The following is a 15,387-nucleotide window of genomic DNA, read 5'->3' on the forward strand; positions in this document are numbered from 1 at the left end:
TTATCTGTCGCCGGACCTCGCGGCGGCGGGCACCTCGCGGCGGCGGACACGTCTCGGCGGCGGACACGTCTCGGCGGCGGTCATGCGATGCCAAGCGCGTGGCGGACCTGCGCGGTCGCGCGCCCGTCGAGGCCGCCGTGGGCGGTCGCGTAGGTGTCGACGACCTGCTCGCGCAGGGCGCGGGCCTCGGCCGGCAGGAACTCGGGTGGCAGCTCCGGGTCCCGGTAGACGAGTTCGCGGTAGTCATGGGTGAGCCGCATCCACCACAGCAGCGCCTCCGGCGGAGTCAGGGCGTCGCGGGAGCCGGCGGCGCGCAGCGGCGCGAAGCGGGCGACGAACGCACTGTAACGCTGGGTGAGCGAGCCGAGATCCCAGCAGCGGTGCAGGATCGCGTCGACGTCGGCGAGCGCCGAGGGGCGGCCGACGAAGACGTCGACCAGTCCGGCCAGGTCAAGCGACTCGACCAGGTCCTTGACCTCGTCCTCGCAGGCCCGCGCGGCGACCCAGGTCGTCTCCCGCAGCCGGCCGAAGCCGAGGTAGGCAAGCGCGCTCTTCATCCGCCGCCGGGTCGAGCGCAGCTCGTCGGGCACCGAGGCGAGCACGATCGTCCACGAGCCGTCCCAGCCCACCGACCGGCCGAAACTCTCCACCCGGCCGCCGACCGAGGTGACCGTCTCGGCCATCTGCCGGCCGAGACGGTAGCTGGTCTGGCGGCCGTCGCGGCGGCGTTCGAGCGAGCCGTCCGCGCACAGCCGCGACAACCCCACCCGGGTCGCCCCCGCCGCGTAACCCGCGGTGGCAAGCAGGTCGACGAGACCCGCACCGGACGCGAACGGGCGCGCCGGCAGCGCGGTGCCGANCAGCAGCGGCACCCAGCTCTGCGCCGACACGCCCGGAAACTCACCGGCCGCCATCACCGCAGTGTACGAACGCCCGCCGCGGTGGCGGATCGATTGACGCGTGGGCGCAGGCGCGCCTAGAACCCGGACATGGACCGTATTCGACGTCACACCCGACGAGGCCAGGAGTCTCGCCATCCGTCCGAGGGGGCGAGGTGAGCGCCGGCACCGGCCGGCTCGCCGGCCGTACCGCGATCGTCACCGGGGCCAGCCGCGGCCTGGGCCGGGCCATCGCGCTGGCCTTCGCCCGCGAGGGCGCCGCGGTCGCCGTGGTCGCGCGCACCGAGGCGCAGTGGGACGCGCGTCTGCCCGGCACCGTGCACGAGGTCGTCGAGGAGATCGTCCAGGAGGGCGGTCGGGCGCTGGCCGTCCCGGCCGACCTGTCCCGGCCCGCCGACGTCGAACGCATCGTCGAGGTGACCCGTGCCCGCCTCGGCCCCGTCGACCTGCTGGTGAACAACGCCGCCCTGACCGTCCCGGGCCGCCCACCCGCGCAGCCCGAGGCCAAGGCCTCCCCAGGCAAGGCCTCCCCAGGCGCCGCCGCCGCATCCGGCGCGCCGACCACCACGGACGCGCCGCGCGACGCCGCTCCGGCAGGGCCCGGCGGGTCGCCGGCACCGTCCGGAGCGCCGGGGCGGATGCCGAACTGGGCGTCGTTCCTGAACTTCCCGCTCAAGGGCCTGCGGATGCATTTCGAGATCGGGCTGTTCGCCTCCTACCGGCTCATGCAGCTCGTGCTCNCCGACATGATCGACCTGGGTCGGGGATCNATCGTGAACATCAGCTCGGTGGCCGGGTTCATCCCCGGCGAGGGGCCCTACGCCGCTCCCGGCACGCCCGGCCCGATCGCCTACGGCGGCAACAAGGCGGCGCTGCACCACCTGGCCCAGGCCGTCGCGATCGAGGCGCAGGCCTACGGGATCGCGGTGAACGTCCTCTCGCCGTCGGAGCCCGTCATCACCCCCGGCAACCTGGTCGCCGCCGCCGGGGAGTCCGACTGGGCCAGCCCCGAGGACTTCGCCGAGGCCACCGTCCTGGTCGCGCTCGCCGACCCGGCGACGACCAACGGCCAGCTGCTGTGGAGCGACGACATGCTGCACCCCGACCTGGGCCGCCGCGGCTGGCTGCGCCCCACCTAGCCAGGCGGGTGGCGGCCCGAATCCGCTGGCAACGACGCGCACCCAACCTCGGCGATCATGGTGTTCCGCGGAACCGCGTCCGCGTCCGATCTTGGCGTCGGTCTCGGCCACGAGATCGGTGATCAAGGTGTTCCGCGGAACACCCGCCGCGGTCCTCACGCGAGCGCCGCCGGGCATCCGGTTCGGCCCGGGTCGGGTCAGGTCGATGGTGACGTTCCGTGGCCGGCGAGGGGGTCGGGAGCGGGGGTGTGCGTGGGAACAGCGCCACGTGGTCGTTGGGTATGGACAAACCGGACGCCGAACCCACCAGAAGAACCACGCTGGTCGCTCTCCCACGCACCCACCCCGACCACTCCACCACCGCCGCCACGCTCCGCGATCCCCGCCGCGTGCCGCGGCCCGCCAACCACGGCGTAGCTGAGACCTACCGGTCTAGTTGAAGCCGGCGATGGGGTGGGGGGTGTAGGGCTTCTCGAGCTGGGCCCGCTCGTCCTCGGTGAGCTCCAGCTCCACGGCGGCGACGGCGTCGTCGAGGTGGGACAGCTTCGTCGCCCCGATGATCGGCGCGGCGACCTGGGGGCGGCCGAGCAGCCAGGCGAGCGCCACCTGGGCGCGGGGCACGCCGCGGTCGGCCGCGATGCGCGCCACCTCGTCGACGACGGCCCGGTCGCCCTCGACGTAGAGCGTGCGGCCGAACTCGTCGGTCTCGGTGCGCGCGGTCGTCGCGTCCCAGTCGCGGGTCAGGCGGCCGCGGGCCAGCGGGCTCCACGGGATGACGCCGACGCCCTGGTCGGCGNACAGCGGGAGCATCTCCCGCTCTTCCTCCCGGTAGATCAGGTTGTAGTGGTTCTGCATGGTCGCGAACCGGGTCCAGCCGTGGGCGTCGGCGACGAACAGCGCTTTGGCGAACTGCCAGCCGTACATGGACGAGGCGCCGATGTAGCGGGCCTTGCCGGCCTTCACCACGTCGTGCAGGGCCTCCAGCGTCTCCTCGATCGGGGTGCGCGGATCCCAGCGGTGGATCTGGTAGAGGTCGACGTAGTCGGTGCCGAGCCGCGTCAGGCTCGCGTCGATCTCGCTCATGATCGCCTTGCGGGACAGTCCGCGGCCGTTCGGACCGCGCCGCATCGGCCCGTGGACCTTGGTGGCCAGCACGATCTCGTCCCGGTTGGCGTACTCGGCCAGCGCCCGCCCGGTGATCTCCTCGCTGCTGCCGGCCGAGTAGACGTTCGCCGTGTCGAAGAAGTTGACGCCGGCCTCGATCGCCCGGCGGAAGAACGGCCGGGCGGCGTCCTCGTCCAGCGACCACGGGTGGGCGCCCCGGCCCGGTTCGCCGTAGCTCATGCAGCCCAGACAGATGCGGGACACGTCCAGCCCCGTCGAGCCGAGCTTCGTGTACTTCACCGTGCCTCCTAACAGCCGTCGCCGACCAGCATCCGTCGCCGACCCGGCCTCGTCGCCGGCGTACAGCCTCCTCGCCGGCGTACAGCCTCGTCGCCGGCGCCCGGTCGCGTCCGCGGGGAACGCGACCGGGTGCCGGCGGCCGGTCTACATCCTGCCGGTGGCAGACCGGACCGGGCCCGAACCTCGCCGAGCCCGAACCTCGCCAGGCCCAGACCTCGCCGGGCCCGAACCTCGCCGGGCTCAGACCTCGATGAGGACCGCGCCGCCCTGGCCGCCGCCCGCGCACATCGCGGCCACGCCGATGCCACCGCCGCGGCGGCGCAGGTCGTGCAGCAGCGTGATGATCATGCGGGCGCCGGAGGCGGCCACCGGGTGACCGAGGCTGCAGCCGGAGCCGCTGATGTTGACGGTGTCCTCGTCGAGGCCGAACTCCTTGACCGCGGCCACCGGCACGGACGCGAACGCCTCGTTGATCTCCCAGAGGGCGACGTCCTTGGTGGTCAGCCCGGCGCGGCCGAGCACCTTGGAGATCGCCTCCAGGGCGCCGAAGCCCATCCGGCGCGGTTCGACGCCGGCGGCGGCCCACGCGCGGACCTTCGCCAGCGTCGGCAGGCTCTCGGCGGCGGCGATGTCGGCGCCGACGAGGGTGACCGCGGCGGCCGCGTCGTTGACGCCGCTGGAGTTACCCGCGGTGATGTTGAAGCCGGGGATCTCCGGGTGCAGGACCTTCAGCGACGCCAGCTTCTCCAGCGTGCTGGAGCGGCGCGGGTGCTCGTCGACGGCGAACTCGCGGAACGACCCGTCCGGCGCCTGCACCTTGATCGGCACGATCTCGTCGACGAAGCGGCCCTCGTCGATCGCGGCGACGGCGCGCTGGTGGGAGCGGAACGCCCAGGCGTCNAGCTCCTCCCGGGTCAGCCCCGCCTCCTTCGCGGTGTTCCAGCCCACCGAGATGGACATGTCCATGTTCGGGGCCTCGGGAGAGTCCGGGTGGGTCGCGGGGATCCAGTCCTCGAACTGGTCGGCGGTGCCGAGGACGCGGCGGGTCAGCTTCGGCCCCGTGGACGTCGCCTGGACGCCGCCGGCGACGACGATCTTCTCCATCCCGCTGACGATGCCGGCGGAGCCGTTGCCGATCGCGGTGAGGCTGCCGGCACAGTGCCGGTTCACGGCCTGCCCGGGGACGCTCGTCAGGCCGAGGACGACCGCGGCGTAGCGGGCGAGGTCGCCGCCGCCGTACATCGACTCGGCGAAGATGACGTCGTCGATGCGGGCCGGGTCGAGACCCGAGCGGCGCACCGTCTCCCGCAGCACCACCTCCGCCAGCTCCTCGCCGGTGGTGTTGACCAGCGAGCCCTTGAAGGCCGTGCCGATCGCCGTGCGCGCCGCNCTGACGATGACGGGATCTGACATGACGGTCCACCTTTCACAGGGTGAGGGCTTCCAGCGGAACGCCCCCGGACAGGAACTATGGTAAGCATTACCGAGATACCGACAGTAATACAGCGGGATGGAGCCGTGAGTTGACGATAACGTCACCTTGCGGCCGGACGCCCCTGATGACGACCGCCCCCGCCGGCCACCCCTGCGGGACACCGGCGGCCCCGAAGGAGGAACCATGGATCTCACAGGAGCGTCCGCGCTGGTCGTAGGCGGAGCGGGAGGCTTCGGCGAGGCCACCGTGCGCCGGCTCGTGCAGGCCGGCGCCAAGGTCGTCATCGCCGACCTGGCGGCGGACAAGGGCAAGACCCTTGCCGACGAACTCGGCGAACAGGCCGTCTTCGTTCCCACCGACGTCACCAGCGACGAGTCCGTCGAGGCGGCGATCGCCGCCGCCGTCGAGCTCGGCCCGCTGCGCGCGGCGGTCGTCGTGCACGGCGGCCCGGCGGCCGGCAAGCGCCTGGTCAACCGGTCGGGCCAGGCCTACCCGGTGGAGACCTTCCAGCGGACGATCGACATCTTCCTCGTCGGGACGTTCCGGGTGGTCAGCAAGGTCGCGGCGGCGATGTCGCAGAACGAGCCGCTGGACTCCAACCAGCGCGGCGTCATCATCACCACGGCGAGCATCGCCGGGTTCGAGGGCCAGGTCGGCCAGACCGACTACTCGGCGGCCAAGGGCGGCGTCATCGGGTTCAACCTCACCGCGGCCCGCGACCTCGCCCCCACGGGCATCCGGGTCGTCTGCATCGCCCCGGGCACCTTCTTCACCCCCGCCTACCGGATGGAGGAGGCCGAGGCGCAGGCCAAGTGGGGCCCCGGCGTGCCCAACCCCAAGCGGATGGGCCACGCCGACGAGTACGCCAAGCTCGCCCTGTCGATCGTTGACAACGACTACATCAACGGCGAGACCATCCGCATCGACGGGGCGCAGCGCTTCAACATCTGACGCCTTGCGCTGACTGCCCTGTCTGACACCAGTCAGCGCAACAGCGCGTCCACGAGGACGCCGGCCTCGGCCGCGGGTCGCCAGGCATCGACCTGGCCCGGGCCGGCCTCCTCGCCACTCGCGCCGCCGGTGAGCAGGCCGCGGCGTTCGAGGTGCAGCAGGTGGGCGTAGGTCTCGCCGACCGCCGAGCGGCGCACGATCCCCTGCGACTCGCTCCACGGCCGCGACCAGGTCAGCCGCTCGGCGACCGCCATCGTCGTCGGCCCGTCGAGCTCGATCACCGCTTCGACCACCTCGCGCAGCCGCGCCCGGTGATGCTCCTGAAGCTGGCGCACCCGGGCGCCGAGGCCGCGGAAGCGGTACTCGTGGGCGGGCAGCACCTCGTCGACCGGCATGTCCTCGATCGCCGCGAGCGAGCCCAGGTACTCCCCGAGGGTGTCNGCGCGCACCCGCGGCGACGGGCTGATGTTCGGGCTGATCCGCGGCAGTACATGATCCCCGGTCAGCAGCACGTTGTACTCCTCGTGGACGAAGCACAGGTGGCCGGGGGTGTGCCCGGGGGTCCACAGCGCCCGCACCGCGACGGCGTCGCCGAGCGGGCGGTCACCGTCCTGGAGCAGCACGTCGGGCGGATCGCGCCACTCGGGCGGCTCGTCGCCGTCGGGGAACAGCGCGCCGATCTCCGCGGCGGGCATGCCACGGCGGCGCAACCAGATCCGGTCGGCGGCGCGGAACTCGGCGATGCTGGCGAACTGGTGGGAGGCCGCCACCTCCAGTTCGTGAATCATGACGGGGGCGCCGGACTCCCGCCGGATCCGCCGGGCGAGGCCGAAGTGGTCGGCGTGGCCGTGGGTGATCAGGACCGCGCTGACGTCGCCGATCTCGTGGCCGGTGGCGCGCACGCCCGCGACGAGGCCGTCCCAGGCGTCCTCGCTGGGCCACCCGGTGTCGACGAGGACGGGCCCGCGCGGGGTCTCCAGCAGGTAGGCCAGCACGTAGCGCAGCGGGCTCTGCGGGAACGGGGTCGGCACCGACCACAGGCCCGGGCGGACCTGCTCCACCGGCGGCAGGACCCGGTCCCGCCAGGCCTGCTGCTGAACCTGCCCGGTGACGATGATCTTGTCGTCGACCGTCACGCTGGCGCCTCCTAGCGCTGGGATGCCGTCGGGGCCGGCCATGTACCGANCCGGCCATGTGCCGAGCCGGCCCCGACGCGCCGCCGGCCGCGGCGCACGGGCGGCACCGCGGCGGTGGCGGGAAAAGATGAGCCTGCCTCAGCGCATGTTGGGTTCCCGGGGCAGGCCCAGGATCCGCTCGGCGATGACGTTGCGGCCGACCTCGGAGGTGCCGCCGGCGATGGTGAGCGCCCGGGCGAACAGGTAGCGGTAGGCGAGGTCGGCCTCGTCGCCGGTCACCCCGGTGGCGCCGGCGATGGTCATGCCGAGNTCGGTGACGTGCTGGGCGTGCTCGGCGGACAGCAGCTTGCTGACGTTGCCCTCGGGCGACGGCTCGCTGCCGGCGACCGCACGCTCGACCTGGCGCAGGTTGATCAGCCCCATGGCGACCTCGACGGCGACGAGCCGGCCGACGCGGCGGGCGAGCTCGACGTCCCCGGCGGCGTAGCGGGCGTGCAGGTCGACGAGGCCGACGGCGGTGCGGCCCTCGTCCGCGCCGCTGCCGGCGCCGATCGTCACCCGCTCGTTGCCCAGCGTCGCGCGGGCCACGATCCAGCCGGCGTTGATCTCCCCGACGACGTCGGCATCGGGGACGAAGACGTCGTCGAAGAAGACCTCGTTGAACAACGCGTCGCCGGTGATCTCGCGCAGCGGCCGGACCTCGACGCCGGGCGCGGTCAGGTCGATCGCCACCGCCGTGATGCCCTTGTGCTTGGGCGCCGTCGGGTCCGTGCGGACGGTGGCCAGGCCGCGGTTGCAGTTCTGCGCGTCCGACGTCCAGACCTTCTGCCCGTTGATCTTCCAGCCGCCCTCGACCCGCTCGGCGCGGGCCTGCACGGCCGCGGCGTCGGAGCCGGCGTTCGGCTCGCTGAACAACTGGCACCAGCGCAGCTCACCGCGCAGGCTCGGCAGCACCCAGCGCTCGATCTGCTCGGGCGAGCCCTGCTGGGTCAGCGTGAGCAGCACCCAGCCGCCGATGCCGAGGTTCGGCACCTCGACGCCGGTGAACTCCTCCTCGATGACGAGCTGCTCGGCGGCGCTCGCCTCGCGACCCCACGGCTTCTTCCAGTGCGGCACCAGGTAGCCGCTCTCGACGAGCAGCTCGCGGCGCTCGCCCTCGGCGGCGGCGTGGTAGCGCTCCACGAACTCCCGGGCCTCGCGCCGGTACTGCTCGGCCTCGGGCGGCAGCTCGACGGCCAACGCGCGCCGGGCGCCGTCGCGGATGAGCGCGTAGACGTCGTCCTCGGCGCCCTCGACCGGGCCGGCGAGCGCGGCCAGCGTCGCCGCGCGGCGCAGGTACAGGTGGGCGTCGTGCTCCCAGGTGAAGCCGATGCCGCCGTGGATCTGGATGTTCATCCGGGCGTTGTGCTGGTAGGACGACAGCGCCACCGCGGCGGCGACGGCCGCGGCGAGCTCGGCCTCCGCGCCGCCGGCCGCGACCCGGGCGGCGTCCCAGGTGGCGGCGGTGGCGAGCTCGGTGTCGACGAGCATGTTCGCCAGGTGGTGCTTGACGGCCTGGAACCCGCCGATGATGCGGCCGAACTGCTCGCGGACCTTGGCGTAGGCCAGCGCCATGTCCAGGGTGGCCCGGGCGCCGCCGACCGCCTCGGCGGCGGCGACGACCCGCAGGATGCGCACGGCCGCGGCCCGGCCACCGCGCAGCAGGCCGGCGGGGTGCACCGCGACGGCGGACAGGCCGAGGCCGGCGAGCCCGAGCGACGGGTCGAGCGCGTTGGTCGGGCGCAGCGTCAGACCCTCGGCATCGGCGGCGACCACCGCGAGGTCGTCGCCCACCGGCACGAAGTGGAGGCCGGCCCACACCGCGCCGAGCGCCGCGGGCGCCTCGCCGTGCAGCGCGCCCGCGGGGTCCGCGGTGACGGCGCCGACCGAGGAGAACGAGGCGATGACCGAACCGTCGGCGAGCCCGGGGAGCAGCTCCGCCTGCTGCTGCGGCGAGCCGACGGCGGCCACGACGGCGGAGGCGACGACCGTCGGCAGCAGCGGGCCGGCGGCGGCCCGACCGCCGAGACCCTCGGCGACGATCGCGAGCTCCGCCAGACCGAAACCGGAGCCGCCGTGCTCCTCGGGCAGGTGCAGGCCAAGCCAGCCGAGGTCGGCGATCTGCTTCCACTGCGGGCCGACGGCGCCGGGACCGCCGTCGAGCGCCCGCCGGGCCGCCGCGCGCAGGTCGTTCGCGTCGGCGAAGGTGCGGACCACCTCGGCGAGGGCCTTGTGGTCGTCGCTGATCGCCAGGGCCATCGTGTCTCCCTCCAGCGGGCTTTCGTCACCGCACCGCCGAGCGGCGCGCGGCCGTCCCGCCGACCATGATTTGTAAACCTAACCGTAAGCCTTTCAAGCAGGCTCCGTCCACGGATCCCGACGCACCGACCATCCGCAGGGAGTCGACTCGACCTGGGCGGCCGGATGCGGGCACCCGGAACGACACCAGGCACGCTAACCGTGAGCCAGGCCGTGCGTCGATCGATACCGGCCGATGACCAGCCCGGCGTGGCTCGGGTCAGGGTCAGGCGACCTCGCGGTCGTGCGCCTCCTGGGGCAGCAGGCTCCGCAGACCAAGAATGATGTTGGTGATGCCGAACGCGAACTCCTCCGGCGGCCCGGCGATCGGCCGCGACGGTTCCAGCTCTGACGCCAACGCCGCTGTCTGTGTCACCGCCGCCGTTGCCGGCGTCGCCGTTACCTGCGTTGCCGGCGTTGCCGGCGTCGGTGCCGCCGCGGCTGCGGCGACGGCCGGGCGCCGACCGGAGCCGGGCGGAGCCTCGGCCGGCTGCTCGGTGAGGAGGAATCCGCGGGTGTAGGCGGCCAGCGTGACGAAGGCGTGCCAGGCCAGCGACGGGGGGAAGCCTGCCTCGCGCAGCCCGTCGAGCAGCTCCGCGGCCCGTGGCCACGTCGTGACCGCCGCCTGGCGGGTGGCGCCGCCGATGCGCCGGGCAATCAGATCGCAGGTCAGGTCGTCGGCGGCGAGCGCGGTGTAGCAGTCGTCGAAGAACCCGCGGAGCATGTCCTCCCAGCCGCCGGCGCGCAGCGGTGGCATGCTCTCGTAAAAGGCGGCGAGCGCCTCCTCGGTCATCGCGTCGAGAAGGTCACGCTTGCTCTTGTAGTACCAGTAGATGCTGGTGACGCCGACGTCGAGGAATGCCGCGAGCCGCGGCATGCTGAGCTGGTCGACAGGCGTGTCCCGGCAGAATTCGAAGGCCCNCGAAAGAATCCCCGCGGCGTTGATCGAACCCCGAGCACGCCGCGACCGGGACCGCTTGGCGTTCGTGTTCGCTGTGGGGGGCACGCTGCCTCCGCATCGTCAGGCGCGGCCCCGCCCGCCAGGACCACCCCGAGTATCCTACCGGATGGTTCTCCGGATGGGTTTGAGACGTGCGCCGCACCCTGCGGATGCAGGGATTGTCCGCAGGTCGCGGCCCGTCTCACGGAGCCGTCGCGCGGCCGCCTCGCCGGGACTTCCCGGCCGCCACACGCCCGGCGGCGACGAGGATCCGACAGTGGCCTCCATGCTCGACGACCGCCGCAGAGCGGGCGAGGGGGACGGGCGGGATCCTCCGCACAACTCCCCCCNGATCCCGTCAGCACAACTCCCACCAGGTCCCGCCGGACCGGCGTGCGCCAATGCCGTCCGATGAACGGCGGCCGTGGCTCGCGCGTTCCAACTCCGAAACCCCAAAGCCCTATGGGTATACCCTTTTGCGCGGGATGGATCGGACACGGCCGACGTTATCGCGCCCATGCCGCGGATCGCGGCCGGAATCGGCGGACGGCCGGTCCCTGTGATCGAGGCTGGGAGGAGACGGCGATGAAGCTCGGGATCGTGTCCGACGTGCACTGCGAGGCGGCGCTGCTCGAGACCGCCGCGCGGGAGATGGTCGACGCGGGCGCCGAGGAGATTCTCCTGGCCGGCGACGCGCACTTCGAGTACCGCTTCGCCAACGACGTCACCGAGGTCATCCGGGCGTTCGGGATGCGCTACATCTCCGGCAACCACGAGTGGCGCCTGATGGGCCCGACCGGTCAGCGGGCCCGGGAGGCGCCGCACGTCCGCGCCGCGAACCGCGACTTCGTCGCCGCCATCCCGACCACCATCGACACCGTCGTCGACGGCCGCGCGCTGCGCATGATCCACGGCTGCCCGTGGCCGCCCTACGACCGCTATCTCCANCCGGCCGACCCGGACTTCTCCCGCTGCGGCGACCTCGGCGTGGACATCCTCGTCATGGGCCACACNCACCTGCCGCACATCCAGCGCGTCGGGAAGACCCTCGTGATCAATCCCGGCTCCCTGGCGTTCTCCCAGGATCCCGGCGGCTTCGACCTCATGACCTACGCCCTGCTCGACGCCAGCACCGACGAGGTCACGCTCGTCCGCCGCCCCAAGCCGACCGCCTAGTCTCGGAGAGTGACGAGGCTCGCCGCCCCCCGCCCCCGTCGGGGCCCCTCAGTGTGCCGTATATCTTGGCCAAACTAGGGACAGATACCGAGGAAGCAGCATATCTTCACGCCTGAGTCCGCATCCGCGGAGCTCGGTGCAACGGAGCACGTCATGCTCACGCACGGAAGTCGGTCACTTCCCGTGCACGAGGTTTTGCTCGCCCCTTTCGGGCGGCCCGGGTTGGCGCGCGGTCACGCGCCGGGCCCGGGCCGACGGCGTCCGGGCGGTCCGAGGCCAGGACCCGGCCCCTGCGCCGTCGCCGCCCCGGGGTGAGCCCGCCGGCCGAGCTCCGGGTGCGGCGCGCGGGCTGCGGTCACCGGGACAGCCGCACCCCGCCGCCACGCAGACCGCGGTCGCGGATCCCCGCACGGCCAGAGCACCGGGTGCCCGGCGCCCATCTGCGCCCTCCCTGTCGGACAACTGTTATGGGGACCACCGAACACATGTCAGCAACAGACCTGCCAGCAACACACCCGTCACCCAGACGCCCGTTCGCCGCCCTGCTCGCGGCCCTGATCGCGGCCCTGATCGCCCTGGTCACGCTCACCGCCTGCGGCAGCGACTCCGCCGGCTCGTCGGGCGCGGCCGCCAAGCCCACCGCGTCGGCCGCGCCGACGACCCACGAGGTCGTCGACATGGGCGGGCGGCACGTCACCGTGCCGACGCACCCGGAGCGGATCGTCACCAACTACCCGGCGGTCACCCAGATCATCTTCATGCTCGGCGGGATCGAGCGGGTCGCCGGCGTGCCGCTGAGCAACCTCACGACCCTGCCGCTGTTCAAGAAGATCTACCCGCCGCTCGCGCAGAAGAAGGCGGTGTTCGGCGCCGACACCACCACCGTCAACACCGAGACCCTGCTCGCCCAGAAGCCGGACCTGGTGGTGCTGACCTCCGGCAACGCGGCGCTCGTGAAGAAGATCACCGATCTCGGTGTGCCCGTGGTCCAGATCGCCTCGTTCCCGAACTACAAAAAGCTCAACGACGGCGTCACGTTCCTCGCCGACGTGCTCGGCGGCGACGCTCCCAAGCGGGCCCAGCAGTACGTCGAATACGTCGACGGCAACGTCGCCCAGATCAACAAGGGCCTCGCGGGCCTGCCGGCGACCGACCGGCCGAAGNTCTACTACACCGCCAACAACCCGCTGAACACCGAGGGCGGCGGCTCGATCATCGACAACTGGTCGACGCTCGCCGGGGGGACGAACGTCGCCACCGCGAACGGCGTCCAGGGCACGATGAAGGACGTCTCGGTCGAGTCGATCGTCCAGTGGGACCCGGAGTACGTCTTCTGCCGTGACGCCTCGTCCTGCACGAAGATCCAGGCGGACCCGCGCTGGTCGTCGGTGGCCGCGGTGCGCGACAAGCATCTGATCGTCAACCCGCGGGGCGTGTTCGTCTGGGCCGCCCGCAGCGCCGAGGAGGCCCTGCAGCCGATCTTCGTCGCCAAGACCCTGCATCCCGCGCAGTTCGCCGACGTCAGCATCGAGCAGGAGATCAAGGACTTCTACAAGACCTTCTACTCCTACGACCTGACCGACGCCGAGGTGACCGGCATCCTCCACCNGACGACCCCCTGACCCGTCCCGACACCCTGGCACCCTGACGTTTCGGCGCCCCGACCTTTCGACGCCCTGACGTTTCGGCGCCCTGACTATCAGTCCCGGCCGGCCCCCACCCGGGCCGGCCGGGAGCCTCTCCCCCGCCGCCGACGGCGAACCGCCCGGGTCAGGCCCCGTTTCGACCGGTTCGTGACCTTCCGTTAGGGTCTCGCCCCAGCGACTTCGGGGGAGCAGACATGGCGGATCGTCGGGCAGCGGTCGACTTTCTGGCGGGACGCGGCGGCAAGATCGCACTCGGCGTGCTCGGCGCCGTCGTAGCCATCGTCATCGTGGTCGGGAGCTTCGGCGGCTCGTCGAAGCCCGCGGGCCTGGCCGACGCCTCCTCCCGGGCCGCGGACTCGACGCCGCCGCCCGCGGCGGCGGCAACGCCCCCGTCCGCCCTGTCGGGATCGGCCTCGGGACCGGGGTCGGCATCGGGGTCGCCGTCGCCCGCCGGCTCGCCATCGCCCGGCGGCGCGCGGCCGGGACTGCCGTACTCGGCCGCTCTCGCAGAGGCGTCCGGCACCGGCTCCGGCTTCGTGCTTGACGCAACGACCAGCAGCGGCACGCACGGCGCCGGCACGGCCGGCAGCGGGACTTTCGGCGAGGATGCGCTGGCTCCCGCGGCGGCGGACGGCCCGACGCAGGCGTCCGGGTCGGTCTACTACGACAACTGCACGGCGGCCCAGGACGCCGGCGTCACTCCCCTGTACCGCGGCGCCCCCGGCTACCGGGCCGGCCTCGACGCGGACGACGACGGCATCGCCTGCGAAGCCACGTCGTCGACGACGACGTTGACGTCGGCCTCGTCGGTACCGGCGGCCTCAAGCGACCCGGCGCCGGTCACCGGGTCGGGATCGACCTACTACGCGAACTGCACGGCGGCCCGCAACGCCGGCGTCACCAACCTGCATCGCGGCGACCCCGGCTACCGGGCCGCCCTCGACGCGGACCGCGACGGCATCGCCTGCCAGACCCCGCCGTCGACGTCGACGAGGTCGACGGCGGGGTCGACGTCGACGGTGCAGCAACCGCCGGCGGCGCCCCCCACGACCCCGGTCACCACACCCACTCCCGCCGCCTCCGTCCCACCGCCACCCAGCACGGCTCCGAGCCCGGTCTCTCTCGCGAACCAGGCGTCGCCGGCCACCGAGTCGGCCTCCCAGCCCCCATCGCCCGCCCCGGCACCTGCCCCCACGACCGCCCCGGCACCCGTCCCCACGACCGCCCCGGTGCCCGTGAGCTGACAGTCTGCCGGCGACGCGCATCCAGCGACGAACAATGCACGATGTGCGCTGACAGAGNGGCACGCCGCCCTTACGATGGGGCACCGCGTGTCGGAGGATCGGACGTCCCGTTCAGCGGGGAGCCCGGGCCAGTCGGGAACCGGTGATGATCGTGGTCCATGAGCAGATCGCGCAGTTGGCGTCGCCCGCTCCAGGATCGATCGTCGTCGATGCCGGTGCGGGGTCGGGTCGGACCCTTGCCGCGATCGGCGGGATGGCCCCGCGGGCGCGGCTGATCGCCATCGATCTGGACGGGGAGAAGCTGGCGTCGGCGATGGCGACCGTCCCGAATCTCACCGCGATCCGCGCCGACCTCGCCGGGCCCTTACCAATCGCGGATCGCCAGGTCGACGTCGTCATCTCGACCAACACGCTGGAATGCCTGGTCGACCCGTCCGCGGCGCTCGTCGAGATGGCGCGAATCCTGCGGCCGACCGGGGTGGCCGTGCTGGCACACACCGATTTCGAGACGATCGTGGTCACCGCGTCGGACCGCGAGCTGTCCCGCCGGGTTCTGCGCACCTACGCCGACCTGCCCGTCCCGTACCTCTACATGCAGGCGACCGACGCCCAGTTGGGCCGGCGCCTGTCCGGCCTCGTCCGACGCGGGCCGCTGCGCCACGAGTCGGTCCAGGCCCACACGAGGGTCGTATCGTCGCTAGCCCCGTGTTTCGCACTTCGGATTCTGCTGCGCCGACCGGCCCCTGTGATCTTGTTTTCGGGTCATGGGGGTTAGGTGGGGTCGATGCCGAGGAGGTCGAGCAGGTGCTNTTGGAGTGGTCCGGGTCTGGGGATGTAGGCGGGCTGGCCGGCGGCGGTGGGGACCNGGCGCAGGGGGGCGAGGGCTTCGAGGATGAGTCGGNCGGTGGGCCGGGCGGGGCGGCCGGCGTAGAGGCCGGGCAGCTTCTCGGCGGGGGCGATCGCCTGGCGGACGGCGCGTTCGATCAGGGTGAACACGAGCAGGGCCAGGCAGATGACGTGGATGAGGCCGTCGATGCGCTGGTTGGTGCGCAGGAACAGCGGGGCGACCGCGAGTGGTCC

General features: G+C 72.8%; 12 protein-coding genes and 8 pseudogenes. 10 read left to right on the top strand and 10 right to left on the bottom strand.

The genetic code is table 11. The annotated features are described in order from the left end of the window. Nucleotides 1-80: 80 nt before the first annotated feature. On the bottom strand, nt 81-859 hold a 779-nt coding region (locus tag FF86_RS16720; RefSeq protein ID WP_255355817.1), incomplete at its 5' end, for a PaaX family transcriptional regulator C-terminal domain-containing protein. Between the two features lie 195 nt (nt 860-1,054). Between FF86_RS16720 and FF86_RS50345 the strand changes: the two genes are divergently transcribed. Continuing rightward, a partial coding sequence (locus tag FF86_RS50345; RefSeq protein ID WP_242418893.1) for an SDR family NAD(P)-dependent oxidoreductase occupies nt 1,055-1,639 on the top strand: 585 nt, incomplete at its 3' end. A 30-nt stretch (nt 1,640-1,669) separates the two neighbouring features. Further along, complete coding sequence (locus tag FF86_RS50355; protein WP_242418894.1) at nt 1,670-2,038, top strand: SDR family oxidoreductase; 369 nt, start codon at nt 1,670-1,672, stop codon at nt 2,036-2,038. A 432-nt stretch (nt 2,039-2,470) separates the two neighbouring features. Here the strand turns inward: FF86_RS50355 and FF86_RS50360 are convergent. The 4 genes and pseudogenes from FF86_RS50360 to FF86_RS50375 all read right to left on the bottom strand — a co-directional run. Next, nucleotides 2,471-2,834: aldo/keto reductase (locus FF86_RS50360; protein ID WP_242418895.1), on the bottom strand; the 364-nt coding region annotated here is incomplete at its 5' end. A 1-nt stretch (nt 2,835) separates the two neighbouring features. After that, nucleotides 2,836-3,442 (bottom strand): annotated as a pseudogene (locus FF86_RS50365) (aldo/keto reductase); the annotation flags it as partial. A 240-nt stretch (nt 3,443-3,682) separates the two neighbouring features. Continuing rightward, on the bottom strand, nt 3,683-4,342 hold a 660-nt coding region (locus FF86_RS50370; RefSeq protein ID WP_242418896.1), incomplete at its 5' end, for a thiolase family protein. 1 nt (nt 4,343) lies between these two features. Next, nucleotides 4,344-4,831, bottom strand: a pseudogene (locus FF86_RS50375) (acetyl-CoA C-acyltransferase); the annotation flags it as partial. A 229-nt stretch (nt 4,832-5,060) separates the two neighbouring features. Here FF86_RS50375 and FF86_RS16740 point away from each other — a divergent pair. Then, entirely contained in the window at nt 5,061-5,828 is a 768-nt protein-coding gene (locus tag FF86_RS16740) for an SDR family NAD(P)-dependent oxidoreductase (RefSeq protein WP_044885563.1), read from the top strand. Nucleotides 5,829-5,860: 32 nt separating this feature from the next. Here the strand turns inward: FF86_RS16740 and FF86_RS50380 are convergent. The 5 genes and pseudogenes from FF86_RS50380 to FF86_RS16755 all read right to left on the bottom strand — a co-directional run. Next, nucleotides 5,861-6,268, bottom strand: a pseudogene (locus tag FF86_RS50380) (hydrolase glyoxylase); the annotation flags it as partial. 1 nt (nt 6,269) lies between these two features. Continuing rightward, nucleotides 6,270-6,964 (bottom strand): annotated as a pseudogene (locus FF86_RS50385) (MBL fold metallo-hydrolase); the annotation flags it as partial. A gap of 138 nt (nt 6,965-7,102) precedes the next feature. Next, the coding region (locus tag FF86_RS50390) for an acyl-CoA dehydrogenase family protein (protein ID WP_255355821.1) at nt 7,103-7,273 on the bottom strand (171 nt) is incomplete at its 5' end. Nucleotide 7,274: 1 nt separating this feature from the next. Continuing rightward, nucleotides 7,275-9,262 (bottom strand): annotated as a pseudogene (locus tag FF86_RS16750) (acyl-CoA dehydrogenase); the annotation flags it as partial. A 265-nt stretch (nt 9,263-9,527) separates the two neighbouring features. Continuing rightward, on the bottom strand, nt 9,528-10,222 hold a 695-nt coding region (locus tag FF86_RS16755), incomplete at its 5' end, for a TetR family transcriptional regulator (protein ID WP_255355818.1). A gap of 604 nt (nt 10,223-10,826) precedes the next feature. On the opposite strand from FF86_RS16755, the gene FF86_RS66745 reads away from it, so the two are divergent. From FF86_RS66745 to FF86_RS16775, 7 genes and pseudogenes are all read left to right on the top strand, one after another. After that, the coding region (locus FF86_RS66745; RefSeq protein ID WP_396229912.1) for a metallophosphoesterase family protein at nt 10,827-11,188 on the top strand (362 nt) is incomplete at its 3' end. A 1-nt stretch (nt 11,189) separates the two neighbouring features. Next, nucleotides 11,190-11,254 (top strand): annotated as a pseudogene (locus FF86_RS66750) (hypothetical protein); the annotation flags it as partial. 1 nt (nt 11,255) lies between these two features. Beyond that, nucleotides 11,256-11,417, top strand: a pseudogene (locus tag FF86_RS66755) (hypothetical protein); the annotation flags it as partial. 485 nt (nt 11,418-11,902) lie between these two features. Next, nucleotides 11,903-12,580: ABC transporter substrate-binding protein (locus FF86_RS50395; protein ID WP_242418897.1), on the top strand; the 678-nt coding region annotated here is incomplete at its 3' end. Nucleotide 12,581: 1 nt separating this feature from the next. Next, nucleotides 12,582-13,025: pseudogene (locus FF86_RS50400) on the top strand (ABC transporter substrate-binding protein); the annotation flags it as partial. A gap of 232 nt (nt 13,026-13,257) precedes the next feature. Beyond that, nucleotides 13,258-14,307, top strand: a complete 1,050-nt coding sequence (locus FF86_RS16770) for an excalibur calcium-binding domain-containing protein (RefSeq protein WP_052681122.1) — start codon at nt 13,258-13,260, stop codon at nt 14,305-14,307. A 145-nt stretch (nt 14,308-14,452) separates the two neighbouring features. Next, on the top strand, nt 14,453-15,082 hold the full coding sequence (locus FF86_RS16775; protein ID WP_052681123.1) for a methyltransferase domain-containing protein: 630 nt from the start codon (nt 14,453-14,455) through the stop codon (nt 15,080-15,082). The last annotated feature ends 305 nt before the right edge of the window (nt 15,083-15,387 follow it).

The organism is Frankia sp. CpI1-P, assembly GCF_001421075.1.
In the GTDB taxonomy this organism is placed as follows: Bacteria; Actinomycetota; Actinomycetes; order Frankiales; family Frankiaceae; genus Frankia; species Frankia torreyi.